The organism is Paenibacillus sp. Marseille-P2973, assembly GCF_018101095.1.
GTDB lineage: Bacteria > Bacillota > Bacilli > Paenibacillales > Paenibacillaceae > Fontibacillus > Fontibacillus vini.
Genome location: NZ_JAGQEH010000001.1, coordinates 438,265 through 458,395, shown reverse-complemented (window position 1 = coordinate 458,395; position 20,131 = coordinate 438,265). Strand labels below are relative to the sequence as shown.

General features: G+C 51.3%; 14 protein-coding genes. All 14 read left to right on the top strand.

Features of this window, described 5'->3' with window-relative positions:
• Window positions 1–109 precede the first annotated feature (109 nt).
• The 14 genes from KB559_RS02120 to KB559_RS02055 all read left to right on the top strand — a co-directional run bounded on the left by KB559_RS02120 (window position 110) and on the right by KB559_RS02055 (window position 20,048).
• Window positions 110–1,147, top strand: coding sequence for a LacI family DNA-binding transcriptional regulator (locus tag KB559_RS02120; protein WP_211020236.1), 1,038 nt, complete (start codon window positions 110–112; stop codon window positions 1,145–1,147).
• Window positions 1,148–1,424: 277 nt separating this feature from the next.
• Window positions 1,425–2,786: an ABC transporter substrate-binding protein gene (locus KB559_RS02115; RefSeq protein WP_211019929.1), complete on the top strand. Its 1,362-nt coding sequence runs from the start codon at window positions 1,425–1,427 to the stop codon at window positions 2,784–2,786.
• Between the two features lie 139 nt (window positions 2,787–2,925).
• The gene (locus KB559_RS02110) at window positions 2,926–5,832 is read left to right on the top strand and encodes an extracellular solute-binding protein (protein ID WP_247681551.1); all 2,907 of its coding nucleotides are present in this window, start codon (window positions 2,926–2,928) and stop codon (window positions 5,830–5,832) included.
• A gap of 12 nt (window positions 5,833–5,844) precedes the next feature.
• Window positions 5,845–6,753 (top strand): carbohydrate ABC transporter permease, encoded by a 909-nt coding sequence (locus KB559_RS02105; RefSeq protein ID WP_211019927.1) that lies wholly within the window; start codon window positions 5,845–5,847, stop codon window positions 6,751–6,753.
• Window positions 6,754–6,773: 20 nt separating this feature from the next.
• A complete protein-coding gene (locus KB559_RS02100) occupies window positions 6,774–7,676 on the top strand; it encodes a carbohydrate ABC transporter permease (protein WP_211020235.1) in 903 nt (300 codons plus the stop codon).
• Between the two features lie 13 nt (window positions 7,677–7,689).
• The gene (locus KB559_RS02095) at window positions 7,690–9,216 is read left to right on the top strand and encodes an NHL repeat-containing protein (protein WP_211019926.1); all 1,527 of its coding nucleotides are present in this window, start codon (window positions 7,690–7,692) and stop codon (window positions 9,214–9,216) included.
• A complete protein-coding gene (locus KB559_RS02090; RefSeq protein WP_211019925.1) occupies window positions 9,203–9,823 on the top strand; it encodes a Yip1 family protein in 621 nt (206 codons plus the stop codon). Before KB559_RS02095 ends, KB559_RS02090 begins: the two co-directional genes overlap by 14 nt.
• An 11-nt stretch (window positions 9,824–9,834) precedes the next feature.
• Window positions 9,835–12,408 (top strand): DUF5696 domain-containing protein, encoded by a 2,574-nt coding sequence (locus KB559_RS02085; RefSeq protein ID WP_211019924.1) that lies wholly within the window; start codon window positions 9,835–9,837, stop codon window positions 12,406–12,408.
• Entirely contained in the window at window positions 12,405–13,304 is a 900-nt protein-coding gene (locus tag KB559_RS02080; protein ID WP_211019923.1) for a carbohydrate ABC transporter permease, read from the top strand. Before KB559_RS02085 ends, KB559_RS02080 begins: the two co-directional genes overlap by 4 nt.
• A gap of 15 nt (window positions 13,305–13,319) precedes the next feature.
• Window positions 13,320–14,315 carry a carbohydrate ABC transporter permease gene (locus KB559_RS02075; RefSeq protein ID WP_211019922.1) on the top strand — a complete coding sequence of 332 codons (996 nt, stop codon included), beginning with the start codon at window positions 13,320–13,322 and terminating at the stop codon, window positions 14,313–14,315.
• A 3-nt stretch (window positions 14,316–14,318) separates the two neighbouring features.
• Complete coding sequence (locus KB559_RS02070) at window positions 14,319–15,371, top strand: glycosyl hydrolase (protein WP_211019921.1); 1,053 nt, start codon at window positions 14,319–14,321, stop codon at window positions 15,369–15,371.
• 236 nt (window positions 15,372–15,607) lie between these two features.
• Window positions 15,608–16,579 carry a glycosyl hydrolase gene (locus KB559_RS02065; protein WP_211019920.1) on the top strand — a complete coding sequence of 324 codons (972 nt, stop codon included), beginning with the start codon at window positions 15,608–15,610 and terminating at the stop codon, window positions 16,577–16,579.
• A gap of 132 nt (window positions 16,580–16,711) precedes the next feature.
• The gene (locus KB559_RS02060; protein WP_211019919.1) at window positions 16,712–18,520 is read left to right on the top strand and encodes a sensor histidine kinase; all 1,809 of its coding nucleotides are present in this window, start codon (window positions 16,712–16,714) and stop codon (window positions 18,518–18,520) included.
• Entirely contained in the window at window positions 18,498–20,048 is a 1,551-nt protein-coding gene (locus tag KB559_RS02055; protein WP_211019918.1) for a response regulator transcription factor, read from the top strand. The genes KB559_RS02060 and KB559_RS02055 overlap by 23 nt, the downstream gene beginning before the upstream one ends.
• The last annotated feature ends 83 nt before the right edge of the window (window positions 20,049–20,131 follow it).

Genomic DNA, 20,131 nt, shown 5'->3' with positions numbered 1-20,131 from the left:
GTGAAATCTGTATTTTTCTTTATGTTCCATCCATGTTATTATGGAATCAACCTAACGAAAGCTAACAGGCTTGCAGTTGGTGAATAAATATGTCGTCAAGTAGGTTGATATAATGAAAAAAGTAACTATACAAGAAATCGCAGATTTTTCCGGTGTTTCCAAGTTTGCCGTTTCACGCGCGCTCTCGGGGAAGTCGGGAGTCAGTGCCCAGACGAGAGAGATGATTTTGAAGGCCGCGGGTCAGCTTGGATACTTTAAGGATACAGGCAAATCGGTCATGCTCCAAAGCTCTCCGACCTACACGGAAGGGGAAGCCCATTCCGGCGCTATTCTTGTGCTGTTTCCCAATGTCCGCTACCAGGACGCGGATTCACTTTATTGGGGACCGGTTTTTAACGGAATCTCCGCGCGACTGAATCAGAGAGGGGCGGATATTCTTACGCTCACGGAGCCTTCCGGCGAGCATATGTTTTCCTTGCTCAACCCGAAGGCTATCGGCGGTATCGTCACGATCGGAGCCGTATCGACACAGATTTTGCTAGACATCAAAAAGCTGGAAATTCCCGTAGTTATGGTGGATCATCAGGATCCGGCCTTTCAGGCGGATGCCGTGTTTGCCGATAATTTTCACTGTATGAGGGAAATGATGGTCAAACTGATCAGCAAAGGATATAAGAACTTTCAGTTTGTCGGGCTTATCGGATATGCTCAAAGCTTCTACGAACGCTGGATCGGATTCAAGTCGGTGCTTGATGATCATAACCTGAAACAGGAACAGATTGCCGAGCTGATTGGTCCAGAAATCGCGCATATCCACGAAGCGATTCCCAAGGTCGTGGCATCTTACGAATTACCCGAGGTATTTGTTTGCACGAATGACACGACAGCTCTATTTGTTATGGAAGCATTGCAAAAGCTGGGGATCGATGTTCCCGGCCATGTTCAGATCACCGGATTCGATAACACCGACGAATCATTGCCGTTACTTGCTACCGTGGATGTTAGCAAGGAGCTTCTCGGCATGCGTGCAGTAGACAAGCTTTTATGGCGTATGGCTAATCCTCAATCTAATTTCGAGAAGCTGCTCATCCAGGGAGAAGTTATTTTAAAAGATAATTCCGTATTTAACAAAGATCAAGAAATATAAGCAAAACTAAAATAGAAGAAAGCCCTAACGACATGTTGTCGTTGGGGCTTTCTTTTTATTCTCACGGACATGTTAGCATAAAATCACTTCTGTTATCATAATTATTTATTGACGAATTAGTTGGTTGGTTGTATATTATTTTCCAAACGGCAATAACAAAATGAGGTGATTATCAATAACTTGTTTTTATTATGTTATTTTTGTTATTCGTTTGGTTTGAAATGTAAGAGGGGTTTCATGAAGGTAGAATCTATAGAACAAATGGGAGGTTTTCACAATGAAGAAATTGAAAGGGCTTTCTTTGCTGTTGTTCTGCTTTGTTTTTCTGCTTTCCGCTTGCGGCGGCGGCAATAATACGTCACAGAGTCAGCCGGCGCCGTCTCCCGAATCAACCAACACGACTCCGCAGAATACGGCCGAGCCTGAACCGTCGGAGGAGCCTCCGGTCGATTTGGGCGGACGAATCATTAAGGTTGCGGCATGGTGGGATTTAAAGCCGGCCGGTGCAACCGCTGGCGATAAGGCGCGCCTTGAAAAAATTGCCGAGGTCGAAAAAAAATATAACTGCAAATTTGAATTCGTGAACATTCCGTTTGAGGAATACATGAACAAATTTACGACGAGCGTTCTGGCCGGTGAGCCGTTCGCCGATATCGTGCAGATGGAATATAAATCGGCGTTACCTGCCATTTTGAAAGGGCAATTGCTTCAGATCAGCGAGTTTACGACAGAGAAAAACAATATTAACAACGAGGGCAATCTGCAAACCAAATACCCTGCGATTGCAGGCGGGGAGTATGCCTTCGACAATCCGATCTCCCTTGGGCCCGGGATCCACTATAACCGGGAATTGTTCAAAAAGCTGGGCCTTCCGGATCTTCAGGAGATCTACAGTAAAGGAGAATGGAACTGGGATAAATTTTTGGAAATCGCCAAACAGGCAACCAAGGATACGGACAATGACGGAAAAACCGATGTTTGGGGATTTTCCGGGTGGGCCATTGACGCTGTGAAGCATTTTACGGCGGCCAACGGCGGAGTGACCGTGGATTCCCAAAACGCAAAAGAAATGTTGTCCGATCCGCGTACCATTGAAGCTGCGGAATTCGTGAACCGTTTATATAATGTCGACAAAGTCGTTCGGGTTAAAACAGGCAATAAAACAAATTGGGAAGAAACAAACACGTTTAAAGACGGCAATGTGGCGATGTTCCCTGCAGCGGAATGGATGCTCGGCGACTTGACCTTCGACATCGGGATCGTACCTTTCCCGAACGGGCCGCAAGGATCATCGGAACAAACCTATGCGAATACATCAGCATCCGCCAAATTCATCCCTAAAGGCGTGAAGGATGCGGCCGCCGTATACCAAGCTTATGAAGAAACGTTCGATTTCCCGCCGACCGAGGAATATCCGGGGCAGGATTATCTGGAAAGCATGTACGGCAATCAGGAAGACATCGATATGATTCTCCAGCACATTAAGGGAACAGGCGTCATTACCTTGGACGAAGCCTATCCGGATTATCCAACGAATACTTTTGTGGAAGACATTATCGTGAACAATCAATCCGTCACCGCTACAGCCGAAAAATACAAGCAGCAGGCGCAGGCATCCGTCGATAAACTCGGTAAATAAACGGTTCGCGTCGGCTAGCTGAATAGACAGGCAAGAAGGGGACGTAATGATTAATCGCGTCCCCTTCTTGTTCACACGGGTTGTGCGAGGAGGATGGACATTGACTGGGATACGGAAATGGAGAACAAGATGGGGCTGGATGCTCATCGCCGTTGCCGCCGTGGTGCTGATCTTATGGTTCTCCGGCAGTTTTGGCGGCGGGTCCGCCTCAAAGGGTAACAGTGAAATGGGATCAGAGCTCCCTGTGGTCAAGCTGGCCGCCGGGGTGAAGGGGAGTACGGCCGAACCTTCGTATGGTGAGTATTTAGCCGGGTTCGAAGGTAAGTCTCGTCCCGATCATGAAATAGTCATCGAAGCTGCGGACTATTCCCGCGAGGATGGAGCGGAAGTCAAGAAGCTCCAGGACTACGAAGGAAACAAGGGGATTTCGGTATATACCGGGGAACAGGGCGAACTTGAATGGAAGGTGAACATCCCTGAGGGAGGCCTCTATAATTTGTCCCTGCTTTACTATCCGGTCGAAGGTAAAAGCTCCTCCATCGAACGGCAGCTGAAAATCGACGGCAGCATCCCGTTTGAAGAAGCGGGTTACCTGCAATTTGACCGGATCTGGGACAACGAGAAGGCGGAGATCGAACAGGATAATCAGGGCAACGATCTCAGACCGAAACAGGCAGAACGGCCGGGTTGGCGGGAAGTTCTTCTGGAGGATTCCGACGGTTTTATTACGGAGCCGCTGCAGTTTTATTTAGAAAAGGGAGAGCATACGTTGACGCTGTCCGCATCCCGGGAGCCGATGGTTATTCGCAGCTTAAAGCTGTTCAGATATGCGGAGGCACTCCCGTATGAACAGGTGTTGCAGCAGTACCAAGCGGAAGGATTAAAAGAAACCGAAGGACAGCTGGTGATCGTTCAGGGGGAAGCCGCGACGGCGAAATCCTCTCCGACCCTGTATCCGTTAAGCGAACGTTCAAGCCCGAGTGTAAGCCCTTACAATTCGTCAAAGGTCCGGATTAATACGATCGGCGGCTATAACTGGCGGTTGCCCGGGCAATGGATCGAGTGGGAGATCGACGTTCCTGAAACGGGGCTGTACCACATCGGATTCCGCACCCAACAAAATTTCGTGCGCGGGATTTACTCGACACGAAAGCTGACCATAGACGGACAAGTACCGTTCGAGGAGATGAACCGGGCGCCGTTTCGTTATAAGAGCGGCTACCGCATCGATGTCATGGGCGGGGACGATCCGTATTTGTTCAAGCTGGAAGAGGGCAAGCACGTGCTGCGTATGGAAGTAAGCTTGGGAGAATTTGCTCCTTTGATCCAGCAGGTCGAAGACAGCTTGCTTAATCTGAATGCGATGTACCGCAAAATATTGATGATTACCGGCACCAAACCGGACGAATTCCGCGATTATCGCGTAGAACAGCGAATTCCCGAACTGCTGGAGCTGTTTCAGGCGGAAAGCGAACGGCTGCGCGCGATTGCCGACAGGCTGGTGGAGTTGTCCGGACAGTCGAGCGATCAGGAAGCCTTGCTAAATACGATGGCGGTGCAATTGGATGAGATGGTGAAGGACCCGGATACGATACCGCGGAGACTGGCGGCTTACAAAACAAATACCGGGGGCTTAGGCACCTGGTTGCAGCAAGCAAGGGAGCAGCCGCTGGAAATCGACGAAATTTACATTGCGTCGCCGGGAAAGAAACTGCCGGGCGGCGGAATGAGCGCAGGGGACAAAATCGTCCATGAATTATCAACCTTCGGCGCATCGTTCTTCATTGATTACAACCAAATCGGCAACGTGTCGGCCAAGAAAGATCAAAGGTCGGTAACGGTATGGATCGGCAGCGGCCGGGACCAGGCGAATGCGATTAAAGCGATGATTGATGAAACGTTCACGCCGGAGACTGGGATTAATGTCAATTTGAAGCTGGTCAATATGGGAACGATTCTGCCGGCGACGCTGGCCGGTCAAGGGCCTGACGTCGCGATGCAAATCGGCAATGACCTGCCCGTCAATTTCGCGATGCGGAACGCGGCAGCCGACCTGACGCAGCTAAGCGGTTACGACGAAGTGGCCGCCCGCTTCCGGGAAAGCGCGATCGTACCTTATGAATATCGCGGCGGGGTATATGCGCTGCCGGAAACGCAGACGTTCAACATGTTGTTTTACCGCAAGGATGTGCTGGCCGAGCTTGGACTCGAAGTACCGGAAACCTGGGACGATGTCGCGAACCTGCTGGCCGTGTTGAACAAAAACCATATGGCCTTCGGTCTGCCGGTCGTAGCTCAGGCGCCGAACCAGTGGACGACATTACCGCCTAATTCGATGTATGCCACCTTGCTGATGCAAAACGGCGGGCAGTTCTATAGGAATAACGACACGGAATCGGATCTCGATTCCAAAACAGGGATAGAAGCTTTCAAGCAATGGACTGAATATTACACCGATTACAAGCTGGAGCGGGAATACGATTTCCCGAATCGGTTCCGTACCGGGCAGATGCCGATCGGAATCGCGGACTACACCACCTATAACCAGTTGTCCGTCTTCGCTCCGGAAATTCGCGGGTTATGGGGCTTCGCTCCGGTACCGGGAACGGCACAAGAAGACGGCAGCGTGGACCGCACGGTCCCTTCGGGAGGCAGCGGGGTGTTAATGCTGGAGAACGCCAAGGATAAAGAAGCTGCTTGGGAATTTCTGAAATGGTGGACGAGTGACGAGACGCAAACGAGCTTCGGCCGGGAGATGGAAGGGCTGATGGGAGCGGCCGCCCGTTATCCGACCGCCAACATCAAAGCGCTCGAACAACTGCCTTGGCCCGTGGAGGATTACAAGAACCTGGAAGAGCAGTTCAAATGGGTAGAAGGCATTCCGGAAGTGCCCGGCGGGTACTCCACGGGAAGAAATCTGTTTAACGCGTTTTACAGGTCGGTGATCAGCGGGATCGAGCCCCGAGAAGCGATTATGGATTCCGTCCAGTATATCCACGACGAAATCCGCAACAAGCAAGAAGAATTCGGCCAGCCGCAGAAGTAGGGGGGAAGCAAGATGCACAATACCTGGTGGGCCATGAAGTGGCACGAGATCAAAGCCAGCAAGCATTCCTACATTCTGCTGGCGCCTTACATGATTTTGTTCATGCTGTTTACGGTGCTTCCGGTTCTTATATCCATTATTCTGAGCTTTACTTATTTCAACATGTTGGAATTTCCGCGTTTTGTAGGATGGCAAAATTACACCCGTCTGTTTCTGGAAGACGACATCTTCCTAACCGCGATGAAAAACACGCTTCTGTTCGCGGCGATCACAGGGCCCGTCAGTTACCTGGCCTGTTTCGTGTTCGCCTGGATCATCAACGAGCTTAGTCCGAAGCTGAGGGCGTTTCTGACACTGGTTTTTTACGCTCCGTCCATTTCGGGCAACGTCTATTTTATTTGGCTGATGATCTTCTCGGGAGACCGTTACGGGATCGCCAACGGGCTTTTGATCAAGCTGGGCTTCATCCTGGAGCCGATTCAATGGCTCAAAACGGAAGCCTACATCTTGCCGATTATTATTCTCGTCCAGTTGTGGCTCAGCTTGGGAACCGGGTTCCTCGCATTCATCGCCGGGCTGCAAACGGTAGACAAAACGCTGTATGAGGCAGGCGCAGTTGACGGCATTCGCAACCGCTGGCAGGAGCTGTGGCATATTACGCTCCCATCCATGCGGCCGCAGCTGATGTTCGGCGCTGTGATTCAGCTCACGACCTCGTTTGCCGTCGCCGATGTTTCAATCGCGCTGGCCGGCTTCCCGAGCGTCAACTACGCGGCCGAGACGATTGTTACTCACCTGATCGACTACGGGACGACCCGGTTTGAAATGGGCTTTGCGTCCGCGATCGCGACCGTGCTGTTCATTATTATGGTCGGAACGAACCTGATCGTCCAAAAACTTCTGCAAAAGGTGGGTGAGTAAACGTGAAGGTAGAAACGAAAATGACCGGCACAAGAGCGCTGAGCCGTCCGTTTCCGCTCAAGTTCAAATTGCGGCTGGGGAAGAAGCGGGTCAACCGTTCATTTGCCGGAACTTTCTTTCTGTTCCTGCTGCTCTCGGTGTTCGGCGCATTCATGGCGCTCCCGCTCGTTTATGCGATCAATAACGCATTCAAGCCGCTCGATGAAATCTTTCTGTTTCCTCCGACGCTGTTTGTCCGCAACCCGACATGGAACAACTTTCTCGACCTGATGAACCTGCTGGGTCAGTCCTGGGTCCCGTTTTCCCGCTATATCTTCAATACAGTATTCATTACCGGCGCCGGAATTCTCGGCCATGTCATTCTTGCATCGGCTGCGGCCTATCCGCTGGCCAAGCATAAATTTCCCGGCAAATCGATTCTGTTCACGATCGTAGTGCTGTCGCTTATGTTTACTCCGGTCGTAACACAGACGCCAAACTACATGATCCTATCGTGGCTCGGCATGATCGATACGTATTGGGCGGTCATCGTTCCGGCATTTGCCTTCTCACTCGGCTTGTATTTAATGAAGCAGTTCATGGAGCAAATTCCGGATGCGCTGCTGGAGGCGGCCAAAATCGACGGTGCCAGCGAATACCGCATATTTTGGTCGGTGGTCATGCCAAACGTCAAACCGGCGTGGCTGACCCTGATTATTCTGTTGTTCCAGATGCTGTGGGGAAGCGACGGAAACGGATTCATTTACAGCGAGCAGCTCAAATCGCTTCATTACGCTGCCAACCAGATTATTCTGGGCGGGATCGCCCGAGCCGGAGCGGGTGCGGCGGTGGCACTCATCCTGATGAGCGTTCCAATCACCCTGTTCGTGTTCGCGCAAAGCCGGATCATCGAAACGATGGCTACGTCGGGCATGAAGGATTAAGGGAGGGGAGTTCATGACAGCAAAAAAATGGATTATTTGCGCCGCAGCGATCTCCCTGATACTGACTTCCGTGATGCCGGGTGCTTCTTCACGGGCTTCTGCCGCACCCGAGTCCACCGCAACCGCCAGTACACCGGCGGTCCCGATCATCGGGTCATCCGCCCAGGCTCCTTACGAGAGCTACAATTATAACTTCTGGGAGGAAGCGACACCGATGCCTGCGGCCTACCTGCCCGAACGATACATTACAGGCAGGGAGCTCGGGGTCGGCGATTTTCTGGAACCGGCCGATATGCATATCTCTAAATCCGGCACGGTGTATGTGCTGGATACCGGCAATCAGCGGATCGTGCAGTTCCGTGAAGACGGGACGGAGGTTAAGGTCATTTCTTCTTTTAATAATGAAGGTACAGAGGATGGGTTCTCTAATCCTTCCGGCATTTTTACGGATCACGAAGAACAAATTTATGTGGCGGATACGGGCAACAAGCGGATTGTTATTTTAAGCCCGGGAGGAGAGCTTGTTCGGATCATTCAAAATCCGCAGTCGGATGTTCTTCCGGCGGGCTTTCAGTTTCAGCCGCTCAAGGTGACGGTCGACGAGGCGAAGCGGGTGTTTGTCGTAGCTAACGGTGTCTATGAAGGCATCATGCAATTTGACGAAAAAGGAACGTTCATCGGCTACGTGGGGACGATCAAGGTCAAGCGGAATTATGTCGATTATTTTTGGCGGCTCGTCTCCACCAAAGCGCAGCGGGCGCAGATGGCTTTGTTCGTACCGACGGAATTCTCCAACCAGGATATCGATCATAAAGGCTTCGTATACGCGACCAATATCGATGTTGGGTCCAAGGAGCCGATCAAACGGCTGAATCCGTCCGGCGAGGACGTATTGAAGCGGTATGGCTATTACGATGTTTCGGGCGATATTTATTACCGGAGAACGACCGGGCCTTCCAAATTCGTCGACATCAAAGTGTTGGGTGACGGCATGTACAGCGCGCTCGACTCCACGCAAGGCCGGGTGTTCACTTATGACGAATCCGGAAATCTCCTATATATTTTCGGAGGGCTCGGCAATCAGCTCGGGATGTTCAAAACGCCGGTTGCCGTCGAGCATATTGGAGAAAGGCAGCTTGTGCTTGACCGGGGCAAAGGCAATATCGTCGTGTTCGTACCGACGGAATTCGGGTCCAATGTGAACCGGGCGGTCCGGCTCCATTACCAGGGCGAGGATACCGAAGCGGAAGACTATTGGAACCGGGTTCTTGAACTGAATTCGAATTATGACATCGCTTACACCGGGATCGGCAAAGCTAAGCTGATGCGCAAGGAGAATAAGGAAGCCCTTGCCTACTTCAAGCTTGGCATGGACCGGAAAAACTACTCAGTTGCCTACAAAAGATACCGCAGAGAAGTGATGAAGGAGCATTTCGGCACGGTACTGACACTGCTATTGGCAGCCGCAGCCGCCTTTGTCGTATATAAAGCAGCGAGACACTGGAAGCAAAGGAGGGAGAGTGGCCATGAAGCGGGATGATTTTAAATTTCCTCTCCATGTCATCGTTCATCCGTTCGACGGGTTTTGGGATATGAAATATGAACAAAAGGGCAGGCTGCGTGTGGCGATGATCATCCTGTTTCTGCTTGTGGTCGCCATGATTTTGCAGAAGCAGTTTGCCGGGTTTCTGGTGAACTTCAACGATCCTCGGCGGCTGAACAGCATAAGCGAGCTCGTTTTTGTCCTGTTCCCGTTCCTGCTCTGGAGCATCGCCAACTGGTCGGTCACGACGCTAATGGGTGGCGAGGGAAGATTCAAGGACATCGTGATGGCGACCTCTTACGCGCTTGTTCCGATGGTTCTGATTTACCCGCCGATGACGCTGGTAAGCCGATTTATGGTACAGGAGGAAACATCCTTTTACTACTTGCTGAATACGGTTGCCGTCCTCTGGTTTCTCGGTCTCCTGTTCGTCGGCATCATGACCGTTCATCAATTTACGCCCGCCAAGACAGTGCTGACATGTGTATTAACCGTAATCGTCATGGGCATCATCGTCTTCCTGGGAACGCTCATTTTCAGCATGCTGCAGCAAATTTACGATTTTCTTCTCAATATTTATAGAGAGCTTATTTTTCGGGTATAGGAGGCGGGCAGATGAACAAACGAAAAGGGATCCTGACAATATTCGCCTGTGCCGTCATTATCGCTGTCGCCGGAGGATTTATGCTATGGAACCAAGGCGCTCCCGCGGTAAATCCTGCCGATTACCGGCCAAAGGCGGAGGCGCCCGAGCCCGGGAAAGAGCTGAGCAAGCTGCAGGATGACTCCGCAGGCGTTCCGGGAATGATTTTGGTCGCGCAGAACGAGGCATTGTCATTGTATTACAACGAACAAACGGCCGAGGTGTCCGTCATGGAACGGGAAAGCGGCGAAATTTGGCATAGCAATCCTTCGGACCGTGAGGAAGACGCCATCGCCTCCCCTTTTGAAAAGGAAGTGATGGCCTCCCAGTTTGCGGTCTCCTTCCGCGATGAAATCGGTACGCTTGAAACTTATTGGAGCAATCCGTGGAGTGTGGCGAACAACAATTTCTCGGCGGCAGGAATACGGAACGGAATCCGGGTGACGTACACGCTCGGCGACGTTTCACTAGGGATTGACGCCATGCCTAAATATATTACCAAGACAAGGCTTCAGGAAAAGGTGCTGAGCAAGCTGGAGGAATCGCTCGCCAGGTACGTGGAGACCCGTTACTATCCGGTGAAAGACAATCCGGAGCTGCTGGAACGGCTCGACGACCAAGTGAAGAAACCGCTCGTTCTGAAAAAAATGCTGGCCGCCTTCCAAGAAGCCGGGTACACGGAAGAAGACCTGGCCGCGGATAACGAGGCGAACGGGTACGGGGCCGGCGGCGGTGCTGAGAAGCCGAATTTCACGGTGCCGTTGGAGTACCGGCTGGACGGGGACTCTCTGGTCGTGTCGGTACCGGTCGGTCAGGTTACGGAAAGCGCGAAGCACCGGATCCGCAGTATCGATCTGCTCCGTTTCTTCGGGGCGGCGGGAACGAAGGAAGCGGGGTACATGCTGGTGCCTGACGGCAGCGGCGCCCTGATTCGGCTCAATAACGGCAAGGTCAAGGAAGAGCAGTACGTGCAGCGGGTGTACGGGGATGACCCGAACGACAACAGCTGGAGCCGGGGGCAAGTCGCCCGGAAGGCCACCATGCCGGTATACGGCATGAAGGCCGGCGATACGGCATGGTTCGCGGTAATCGAAGAAGGCGATGCGATTGCGAGCATCGCGGCGGATATCAGCGGCAAGCAAAACTCGTACAACTATGTGTTCAGCAGCTTTGCCGTGCGCGGTGAAGATGAGCTGGAGCTATACACCGGAGACCAGATTCAGGAGATTCAACTGCTAAGCGACAAGATCTATTCAGGAGATTTGGCGGTTCGTTACCGGTTTCTGACTGGAGAGGACGCAAGTTATTCCGGCATGGCGCAAGTTTACCGGGAATCACTGGTCGCGCAGAACAAGCTTCACCCGCTGGAGGAAGGAACCAACCTTCCCTTCTACTTGGATGTGCTCGGAAGCATCGACAAGCAGAAATCTGCTCTCGGCGTGCCTTATGATGCCGTGATATCGATGACCAGCTTTGAGGAAGCCGGGGAAATGGCGCAGCAGCTGGAGGGTGACGGTATCGCCAATGTACGGATGCGTTATCTGGGCTGGTTCGGCAAAGGCGTCCATCACAAGCCGCCGGTTAAGGCGAAGGCGGACCGGGTGTTAGGAAGAGTGACTGATCTGAAGGAGCTGTCAGCCCGGCTTAAGGAGCAGGGAGGCGGACTTTATCCGGATGTTGCTTTTCAAAGAGTGTACCGAGATGACGGGAATTTCAATCCTTCGTCGGATGCGGCCCGTTTCGTAACCCGGGAAGTGGCGGAGCTGTATCCGTATGACCGGAATATGAACCGGATGGATCCGTATTACGGGACCTACAACCTCCTGTCGCCGGCGAAGCTTCCGTACTATGTCGACGAGTTTGCGAAAAGTTACGATAAATACGGGATCGAGGCGTTGTCGCTTCGGGATCTCGGCGCTGTTCTCAGTTCGGATTATCGGGTGCAGCGGGTCGTATTTCGTGAAGATGCCAAGTCGATCGTAAGCGACCAGCTTCGGAAGTTAAGCGACTCTTTTCCGGATCTGATGTTCGCAGACGCGAGCGCCTACAGCTGGCCTTATGCCAAGCATGTCATTGACGTTCCGGCTTCGAGCAGCCGGTTCAGCTTGAGCGATGAGGAAATCCCTTTTTATCAAATGGTCGTTCACGGGTTTATTGATTATGCCGGTGAGGCGCTGAATCTCGGGGATCAACAGGAAGTACGCAGACAGATGCTGAGCTCGGTTGAGCTGGGGACCTCTCCGCATTTCCTTTGGTCATATGAGCCTTCTTCTACGCTGAAGTTCACGCGTTTTGATTACATGTATTCAACGGAATACCAAGCCTGGTATGACGAAGCGGTGTCCTATTATAAGGAAGTCAATGAAGTGCTCGGTCCCTTGCGGAACGTTCCGATTGCGGAACATATCCGGCATCGGGAGGGCGTTGTGGAAGTGAGATACGAAGGCGGGGCGTCGGTCATCATTAACTACACGGATCAGGCGGTAACGATTAACGGCGTACGGGTGGAAGCTCAGCATTTTGCGGCAGGGGGTGATGGGGCATGAGACTGAAATTAACGCTTACGCAAAAACGCTCCATGCTCGGTCTGCTGTTCATCGCGCCTTGGCTGATCGGATTTATTTTCCTGTTCGCGGGGCCGCTGGCCCAATCGATCTCTTTCAGCTTCAATAAGCTGACGGTATCGCCGGGCGGGTATGAGCTGCAAAATGTCGGCTGGAGCAACTTTACCGATGCGCTGTTCGTGGATGCGAATTTCAACCGGATTTTAACGGAATCGATATTAGGCATGATCGTGGACGTGCCGCTGATCTTATTCTTCAGTCTGTTCTCGGCCGTACTGCTGAACCAAAAATTCCGGGGCCGGGGAATTGCACGTGCCATCTTCTTCCTACCCGTTATTCTTGCATCGGGGGCGGTCGCGGCGGCGGAAAGTTCAGGCCTCATTAATCTCGTCGGCAATGCGGAGGTTGCGGAACAACTGGGGCAGGCTTCCTCCCAGTTCAATATCCGTTCCATGGTCATGATTTTGTTCGAGGCGGGGTTTCCGATCAGCTTTATCGATTACATTGTGGAAGCGGTTATGCGGATTTATGAAATTATCAGCAATTCGGGCGTGCAGATTCTGATCTTTCTGGCGGCGCTGCAATCGGTTCCCGGCTCCATGTACGAGGTAGCCAAAATCGAGGGCGCAACGGCTTATGAGACGTTTTGGAAGGTGACATTCCCGATGGTCAGTCCGCTGATTTTGACGAACATCATTTATACGATTATCGATTCGTTCTCGGATAGTCCGGTAACGAAAATGATCTACGAAACGGCGTTCAAGACGCAAAACTTCGGATTAAGCGCCGCCATGGCCTGGCTGTACACGATTATTGTCAGCATATTGCTGCTCGTGATGGGTTATATCGTATCGAGAAAGACGTTTTATCACAACTAGGAAGGGGCGCTAGGCATGCAACCGATTTGGAACCCCGCAGACGCGGCCGCCCATAACCGAATCAACCGGGTGAAAAATAAAACGCTGAATGGGCTTTGGTCGATTTGCCGGTTTTTGCTCATCATCGGGATCATGTTTATTATCGTTTACCCGATTCTGATGAAGTTTTCGGTCTCCTTCAAGGCGAAGGAGGATATTTACAATCCGACGATTTACATGATTCCGGTGCATTTCACGCTGGATAACTTCAAGCTGGCTCTGGATTTGCTGGATTACTGGCCGTTGCTGCTGAATACGATGACCTACGTGGTTATCACCATGGTGCTGACGACGATGTCGACCGCGCTGGCCGGCTATGGGTTCGCCAGGTTCAAGTTTCCGGGGAGCAACCTGTTGTTCGGGCTCGTCGTGCTGACGATTCTCATTCCGATGAGCACCTTGATGGTGCCGATGTACCTGCATTTCCGGAACTTTGACGTGCTTGGTCTTGTTCACCTGTTTACGGGTAAGGATGGCGTCAATTTGCTGAACAGCTTCTGGCCGTCCGTGATCACTTCCGCAACGGGGACAGGGTTAAAGGCAGGGTTGTTCATTTATATTTTCCGTCAGTTTTTCAGAGGACTGCCGAAGGAAATCGAGGAGGCGGCGCTCATCGACGGGGCGGGCGGAATCAAGACTTTCTTTACGATTATGCTGCCGAATGCGCTCCCTCCGCTTATCACCGTGACCTTGTTCTCTTTCGTGTGGCAGTATAACGACACGTTCTATACGTCGCTGTTTATGAGCGACAGCGCCTTGATGCCGCTGAAAATCGCTTCGTTTCCGGCGGACGCAGGTCAATACCTTTCTGCTTTGGCGGGATTGGGCGCTTCGGGCAAAATGGATCCGAACTACGTGGCTCTTGTCGTGGACACGGGGATATTGCTGGCTATCCTGCCGTTGATAGTTCTGTATTTGTTCGTTCAGCGACATTTCGTGGAAAGTGTAGAGAGAACGGGGGTAGTGGGATAGCTTATGGAAGAAATCAATCGGCAATATTTGCAGAACTCGTCTGGCTTAGACTTTCAGGTCGAACCGGTATTGGTTAATCCTGAGGCCTCCAGGACAGCACAGGGGCTGATGAAATATTTGTGCAGTATCTATGGCCGCTACATGCTGACAGGCCAACAAATCGGTGTGTTATCGACACCGGAACTGGATATGATTCATGAAGCCACTGGCAAATATCCGGCTGTAGCCGGATTCGACTTCATGAATTATTCGCCATCCCGAGTGGAGCGAGGAGCGGAATGCCGGGACACGGACCTGGCGATCGAATGGTGGAAGCGGGGCGGAATCGTAACCTTTTGCTGGCATTGGAACGCTCCGAAGGATCTTGTCGATTTGCCGCCCGACCGGTCGTGGGGCAGAGGATTCTATACGGAAGCGACGACCTTTGATGTAGCGAAGGCGATGAGCGATCCTGATAGTGAAGATTACCGGCTGATCCTGCGGGATATCGATGCCATCGCCGCGCAGCTTGCCCTGCTGCAAGAAGCGGGGGTTCCCGTGCTGTGGAGGCCGCTGCACGAAGCTTCGGGCGGCTGGTTCTGGTGGGGCGCCAAGGGGCCGGAGCCGTGTATCGCCCTGTGGAAGCTGATGTACGAGCGGCTGACCCGTCATCATGGGCTGAATCATTTGATCTGGGTGTGGAACGGTCAGCATGCCGATTGGTACCCGGGAGACGAATACGTAGATATCCTTGGCGAAGATATTTATCCGCCTAAGCATGACTACTCGTCCCAGAAGGAGCGCTTTCTGTCCGCCGCCTCATACTCAAAAAGGAATAAAATCATCGCCCTGACGGAGAACGGCGTCGTTCCCGACCCGGATCGGATGGCTAAAGACTGCACGCCGTGGGCGTGGAACTGCACCTGGTACGGAGAGTTCGTGTTTAGGGAAGAGGACGGCCGCCGCGTGTATTCCGGGGAATACACCGAGCTTGAGCAGTTGCGGAAGACATATCATCATCCCTGGACGATTACTCTGGATGGGCTGCCCGACTGGGAGGTATGGATCGGGAGTTAAGGAAATGTTGCGCACAGATAAAAACAAGGACATAACAAAATAACGAGAGAGCAAGATAGTTGTTAATTTGATTTTTGACGCGCCAATATAGAGAAAAGTTGACTGGCTAATGATCTTGGTGTTATATTTGTTTTGTTTGTTATGACAAATGTAATAACAAAAATAACAAATATGTATTATAAAAAAATAAACAACGTCTCATTTTAGTCATTGAGCGTAACGAAAGGGTAGATTCCATGCAAACGATCCATACTGTACCTTGCAATCCCAAAGCATCCGATGAAGTAAAGGCCGTTCTGAACTATTTAAGCGAAATATCCGGAAAGGGCATCATTACGGGACAGCATACGCAGACCATAGCTCAGGATGAACTTCATTTCATTCGCGAAGTGACGGGGAAATCGCCGGCGCTGCTCGGCTTTGAATTGCTTGGTTATTCACCGAACATCAATTATGACGACAGTGGGGAAGAGTGCCTGCTGGAGGTTGCCGAGAACAAGGATACGCTGCAGAAAGCGTGGGAATGGGCGGAAAATGAAAACGGACTGATCACCTTTACCTGGCACTGGTTCTCTCCGCTTGGCGGCCGGGATAAAAGCTTCTATGCGGAGCATACGGATTTTGACGCTACTAAAGCGATTATCGAAGGAACGGAGGAGTATAAGGCGTTTATCTCCGATATGGACGAAATGGCCGAGATTCTGAAAGAGTTCCGCGATAAGCACATTCCGATTTTGTGGCGTCCGTTCCATGAATCCGAAGGCACCTGGTTCTGGTGGGGCAGCAAAGGTCCGGAAGCGGCTAGACAGTTATACCGCATCATGTATGACCGGTATACGAATGTTCATGATCTGAACAACCTGATCTGGGTTTGGAATTCTCCGCTCGTTGAAGGATATGTCGGAGACGAGGTTGCTGACATCATCTCTCGGGATTTGTATCCGCCGGCTCATCAGCATACGGATTTACGGGCGGAATATGAGGAATTGATCGCGATCACCCCGACCCGCAAACTTGTTGCACTCGGCGAAATAGGACCGATCCCGAGCGTAGCCCGGTTGTCGGAATCGCGAATTCCGTGGCTGTGGTTCATGACCTGGTCCAATGATTTCGGAAAGACCGAGTTGTTTACGACAAAAGAGGAACTTTATAACGCTTATCATAACGATTACGCCATCACACTGGATAAATTGCCTAAGCTTTATTAACAGACTTCTCCTGTTTTTAATTTTTTTTTCGGACGGTATAATTGAATTCTATATTGTTGTCATGGAATACCGGTGGCCCCTTTTTATGAAAGGGGTCGTTTTTATGGAAGTTCCAAAACAGGGGGCCAGAACATGATGTTTGTCAGAATGCTGAATGACATAAAACTCAGAAAGAAATTGTCTCTTATCTTTATCACGGTTGCGGTAGTTCCACTTCTGGCCAGCGGAATTTACTTAACCGGCAAGCTGCGTGAAGTTATGATCATGGATGCCTTCGAACAAGCCGTGGACAATGTTGACCGTGTTCGGAAAAGAACGGAGGAGGTAATCAAGGTGCCGCTTGATATCTCGTACCAGCTTTCCAACGATAGCCGTATGAAATCCGTAGCTAGCCGAAGGTACGGCAGTTACATCGAGGTCATTCAGACGTACCGGCAATACACCGACATACGGGATTACGTACGGCTATATAAAGAGGTTAAAGCTATTAGACTCTACACGGATAACCCGACGATGCTGAACAACTGGGAGTTCATGCCGCCTGACGCCAAGACAGAGCAGGAGGAGTGGTACAAAACGGCGTTAAGCAAAAAAGGGCTGGCCGGTTGGGGATTTATTCAGGATGAACGCGATCAGACGTATTATTTAAGTCTGGCTCGAAAAATCAGCCTCGATGAACCTGGTCAGGAAAGCGTGCTTGTCATTAATGTAAATACCTCGTTATTGAATTCCATCCTTTCTCAAGAATCGTTTACGACGATGATCGTGGACGACCAAAACAATATTGTAGCCGCTAACCGGCCGAATATGTACGGCAGAAATCTTGCTGAAGTGCATGCCGGAGACAATATACTGACGCAACAGGCCGGCAGCTTTGATGCCGTTATGGATGGCGAGCCATCCAAAGTGGTCATCTCCAGCCTGGTCCCGGAGAGCAGTTGGAATGGGCTGCGGGTCATTTCGGTATTCTCGGTGTCCGATATCGCCCGGGATGCGAATAAAGTGATTAGGCTGGCCATCATGGTTCTTGGAGGCTGTCTGATTATAGCGGTATTGCTTGTCTCCGCCTCGGCATCTCTTATTACGAGCAGATTGCTGCGACTAAGCAAACAAATGTCCAGAGTAGGCACCGGTCCCGGTTCCTGGGATGCGTATCTTGACCTGGACGGCAAAGATGAAATCGGTCAGCTCTCCCGGCAATTCAACTCGCTTGTCCAACGAATTAGCCAGTTGATGCTGGAAGTGGAAGAGAGTAATCAGCAAAAACGGCTGGTGGAATCCAGGCAAAACGAGATCAAGTTCAAGATGCTGGCCAGTCAAATCAATCCGCATTTCCTGTTCAACACCCTGGAATCGATTCGAATGGAGGCCCATATCCGGGGCGAGGAGGATTTAGCCCAAGCCGTCTGGCAGCTAAGCAGCTTGCTTCGCAGCAGCTTAGAGGTCGGAAGCGGTAAGATCCGGCTCTCCGAGGAGCTTGCGATGGTGCAGTGCTACTTGGAACTCCAAAAGTTCCGATATGAAGACAGGCTTCTCTACGATATAGCGCTTGCTCCGGGCACCGGAGAAATCGAAATCCCGCCTTTGATTCTCCAGCCGCTTGTGGAGAATTCGATTTTTCACGGATTGGATGGGAAAGAGGAGGGGCCTATGCTGATCACCATTCGAACGGAGGCCAGAGGAGACGATGAGGTGTTCGTGGAGATTGAGGATGATGGGGCTGGTATTCCTCAGCAGAAGATGGAGGACTTACAGAACAAGTTAAAGGAACCGGAGGAAAGCGGAGGGAGGATCGGGCTCAGAAATGTGCATGATCGATTAAGGCTTACCTACGGCAATGATTCGGGACTCTCGATTAAAAGTAAAGAAGGGGAAGGAACCCGGATCACATTTAGCATACCAAGGGGGAATGATTCCAATGTTCTCAGTACTGATTGTTGATGACGAACCAAAACTGCGCCTTGGATTGCAGACTTTGATTCCATGGAAGGAGCTGGGCTACGAGATTGTTGGCACCGCGTCGAATGGAAAGGAAGCTCTTGCGTTCCTTGAGAAGCAGAATCCCGATGTGCTGCTGGTCGATATCCGTATGCCCGGCATGGATGGGCTTCAGCTCCTTCAAGAAATTCGCAACCGTGGTATGAACAACCGTGCGATCGTTCTTAGCGGATATGCAGATTTTGAATATGCACGCCAGTCGCTTAAGAACGGGGCTGAGGATTACCTGCTTAAACCGGTAAATAAAGAGGAGCTCTCTTCTCTTCTTCAAAAGTTGCATGTCCGCCTTACCGAGGAACGTGCGGAGAAGAAGGTGCAGCAGGAATCCCATTCCCGGGAATGGGTCGTATATTCTCTTCTCTCCGGTGCCCATGATTTGGAAAGCGGTTCCTTTAAGGATTTGGCCGATTCCCTTGGCATGGATTGGCCGAAATATCAGATTGTACTGATCTCCTTTCCGGGTCTGCATCAGGAAGAGGATGAGCGGATTCGCAATTTCCGGGAACGTTTGGTCGTTGCATATGCCTCGGATGGTCAAGGTGTTGTTCTTAATTTTGCTCCTTATACCGTGCTGCTTCTTAGCAAACCGCCAGTCGGCGAGTTCGGCCGGGCGGATCTGTACAGGGAGCTGCTGAGACTGTCTGCTGAAATCCGCGGTGAGATGGAAGCGGCGGCAGGAGAAACGGTTCCATCGCTTCTCGAAATCCCGCAATCGTTCCGCACGGCCCGATCGCTGCTGGAACACCGGTTTTTTTATGACAAAGGCAGGCTGTTGACGCCTGAACTTCCGGAAAGCTATAGACATGCAACCGCAGGCTTGCTTGATATGTCACCCGAGGACGGGGAAGAAGCGGCATTTCGTCTCTTTTACTCGGTAGATGTTGGACATGCGGAAGCGATCCAGTCCATCCTGGATGGGGTGGCTGCCCAAATGGTTGCCGAAGGAAAGGATGAAACGGAGATTCGGGAACGATTTTTTTACTTGGCCAATGAAACGGTTCGAAAAACTTCTCCAAGCCTTTGGCAGGAATCGGATTATTCCGGGGATCCAACCCAATTTCTTGCGGGGATTTACAGTCAGCGCAGCATTCGGGATCTAGTCGACTATGTAGCGGCCGTTCTGGAAAGACTTGCCCGCTGTTCGGACTATTCCAGCAGGGATAACGAAATGAAGCGGATGCTCGATTTCATAGACCGGCATTACAACGAGAACCTGAGGTTGGAAATCTTGTCCGGCTTGTTCAATTACAGCAGATCCTACCTCGGCCAGCTCTTTAAAAACCACACCGGGGAATATTTTAATACCTATCTGGACCATGTCCGGGTTAAAAAAGCCAAGGAGCTGCTTGCTCGCGGGATGAAGGTGTATGAGGTTGCTGAAAAAGTCGGGTATCCGAACGTCAATTATTTTCACAGCAAATTCAAAAAAATCGATGGTCAATCGCCTTCCGCCTATCAAAAGAAATCTTAATCAAGATGCGTTACCCCCTTGTTCAGATTATGGCCAGATGCCGGCAAGGGGTCCTTTTCCCAGAATGAAAACATATGATTATT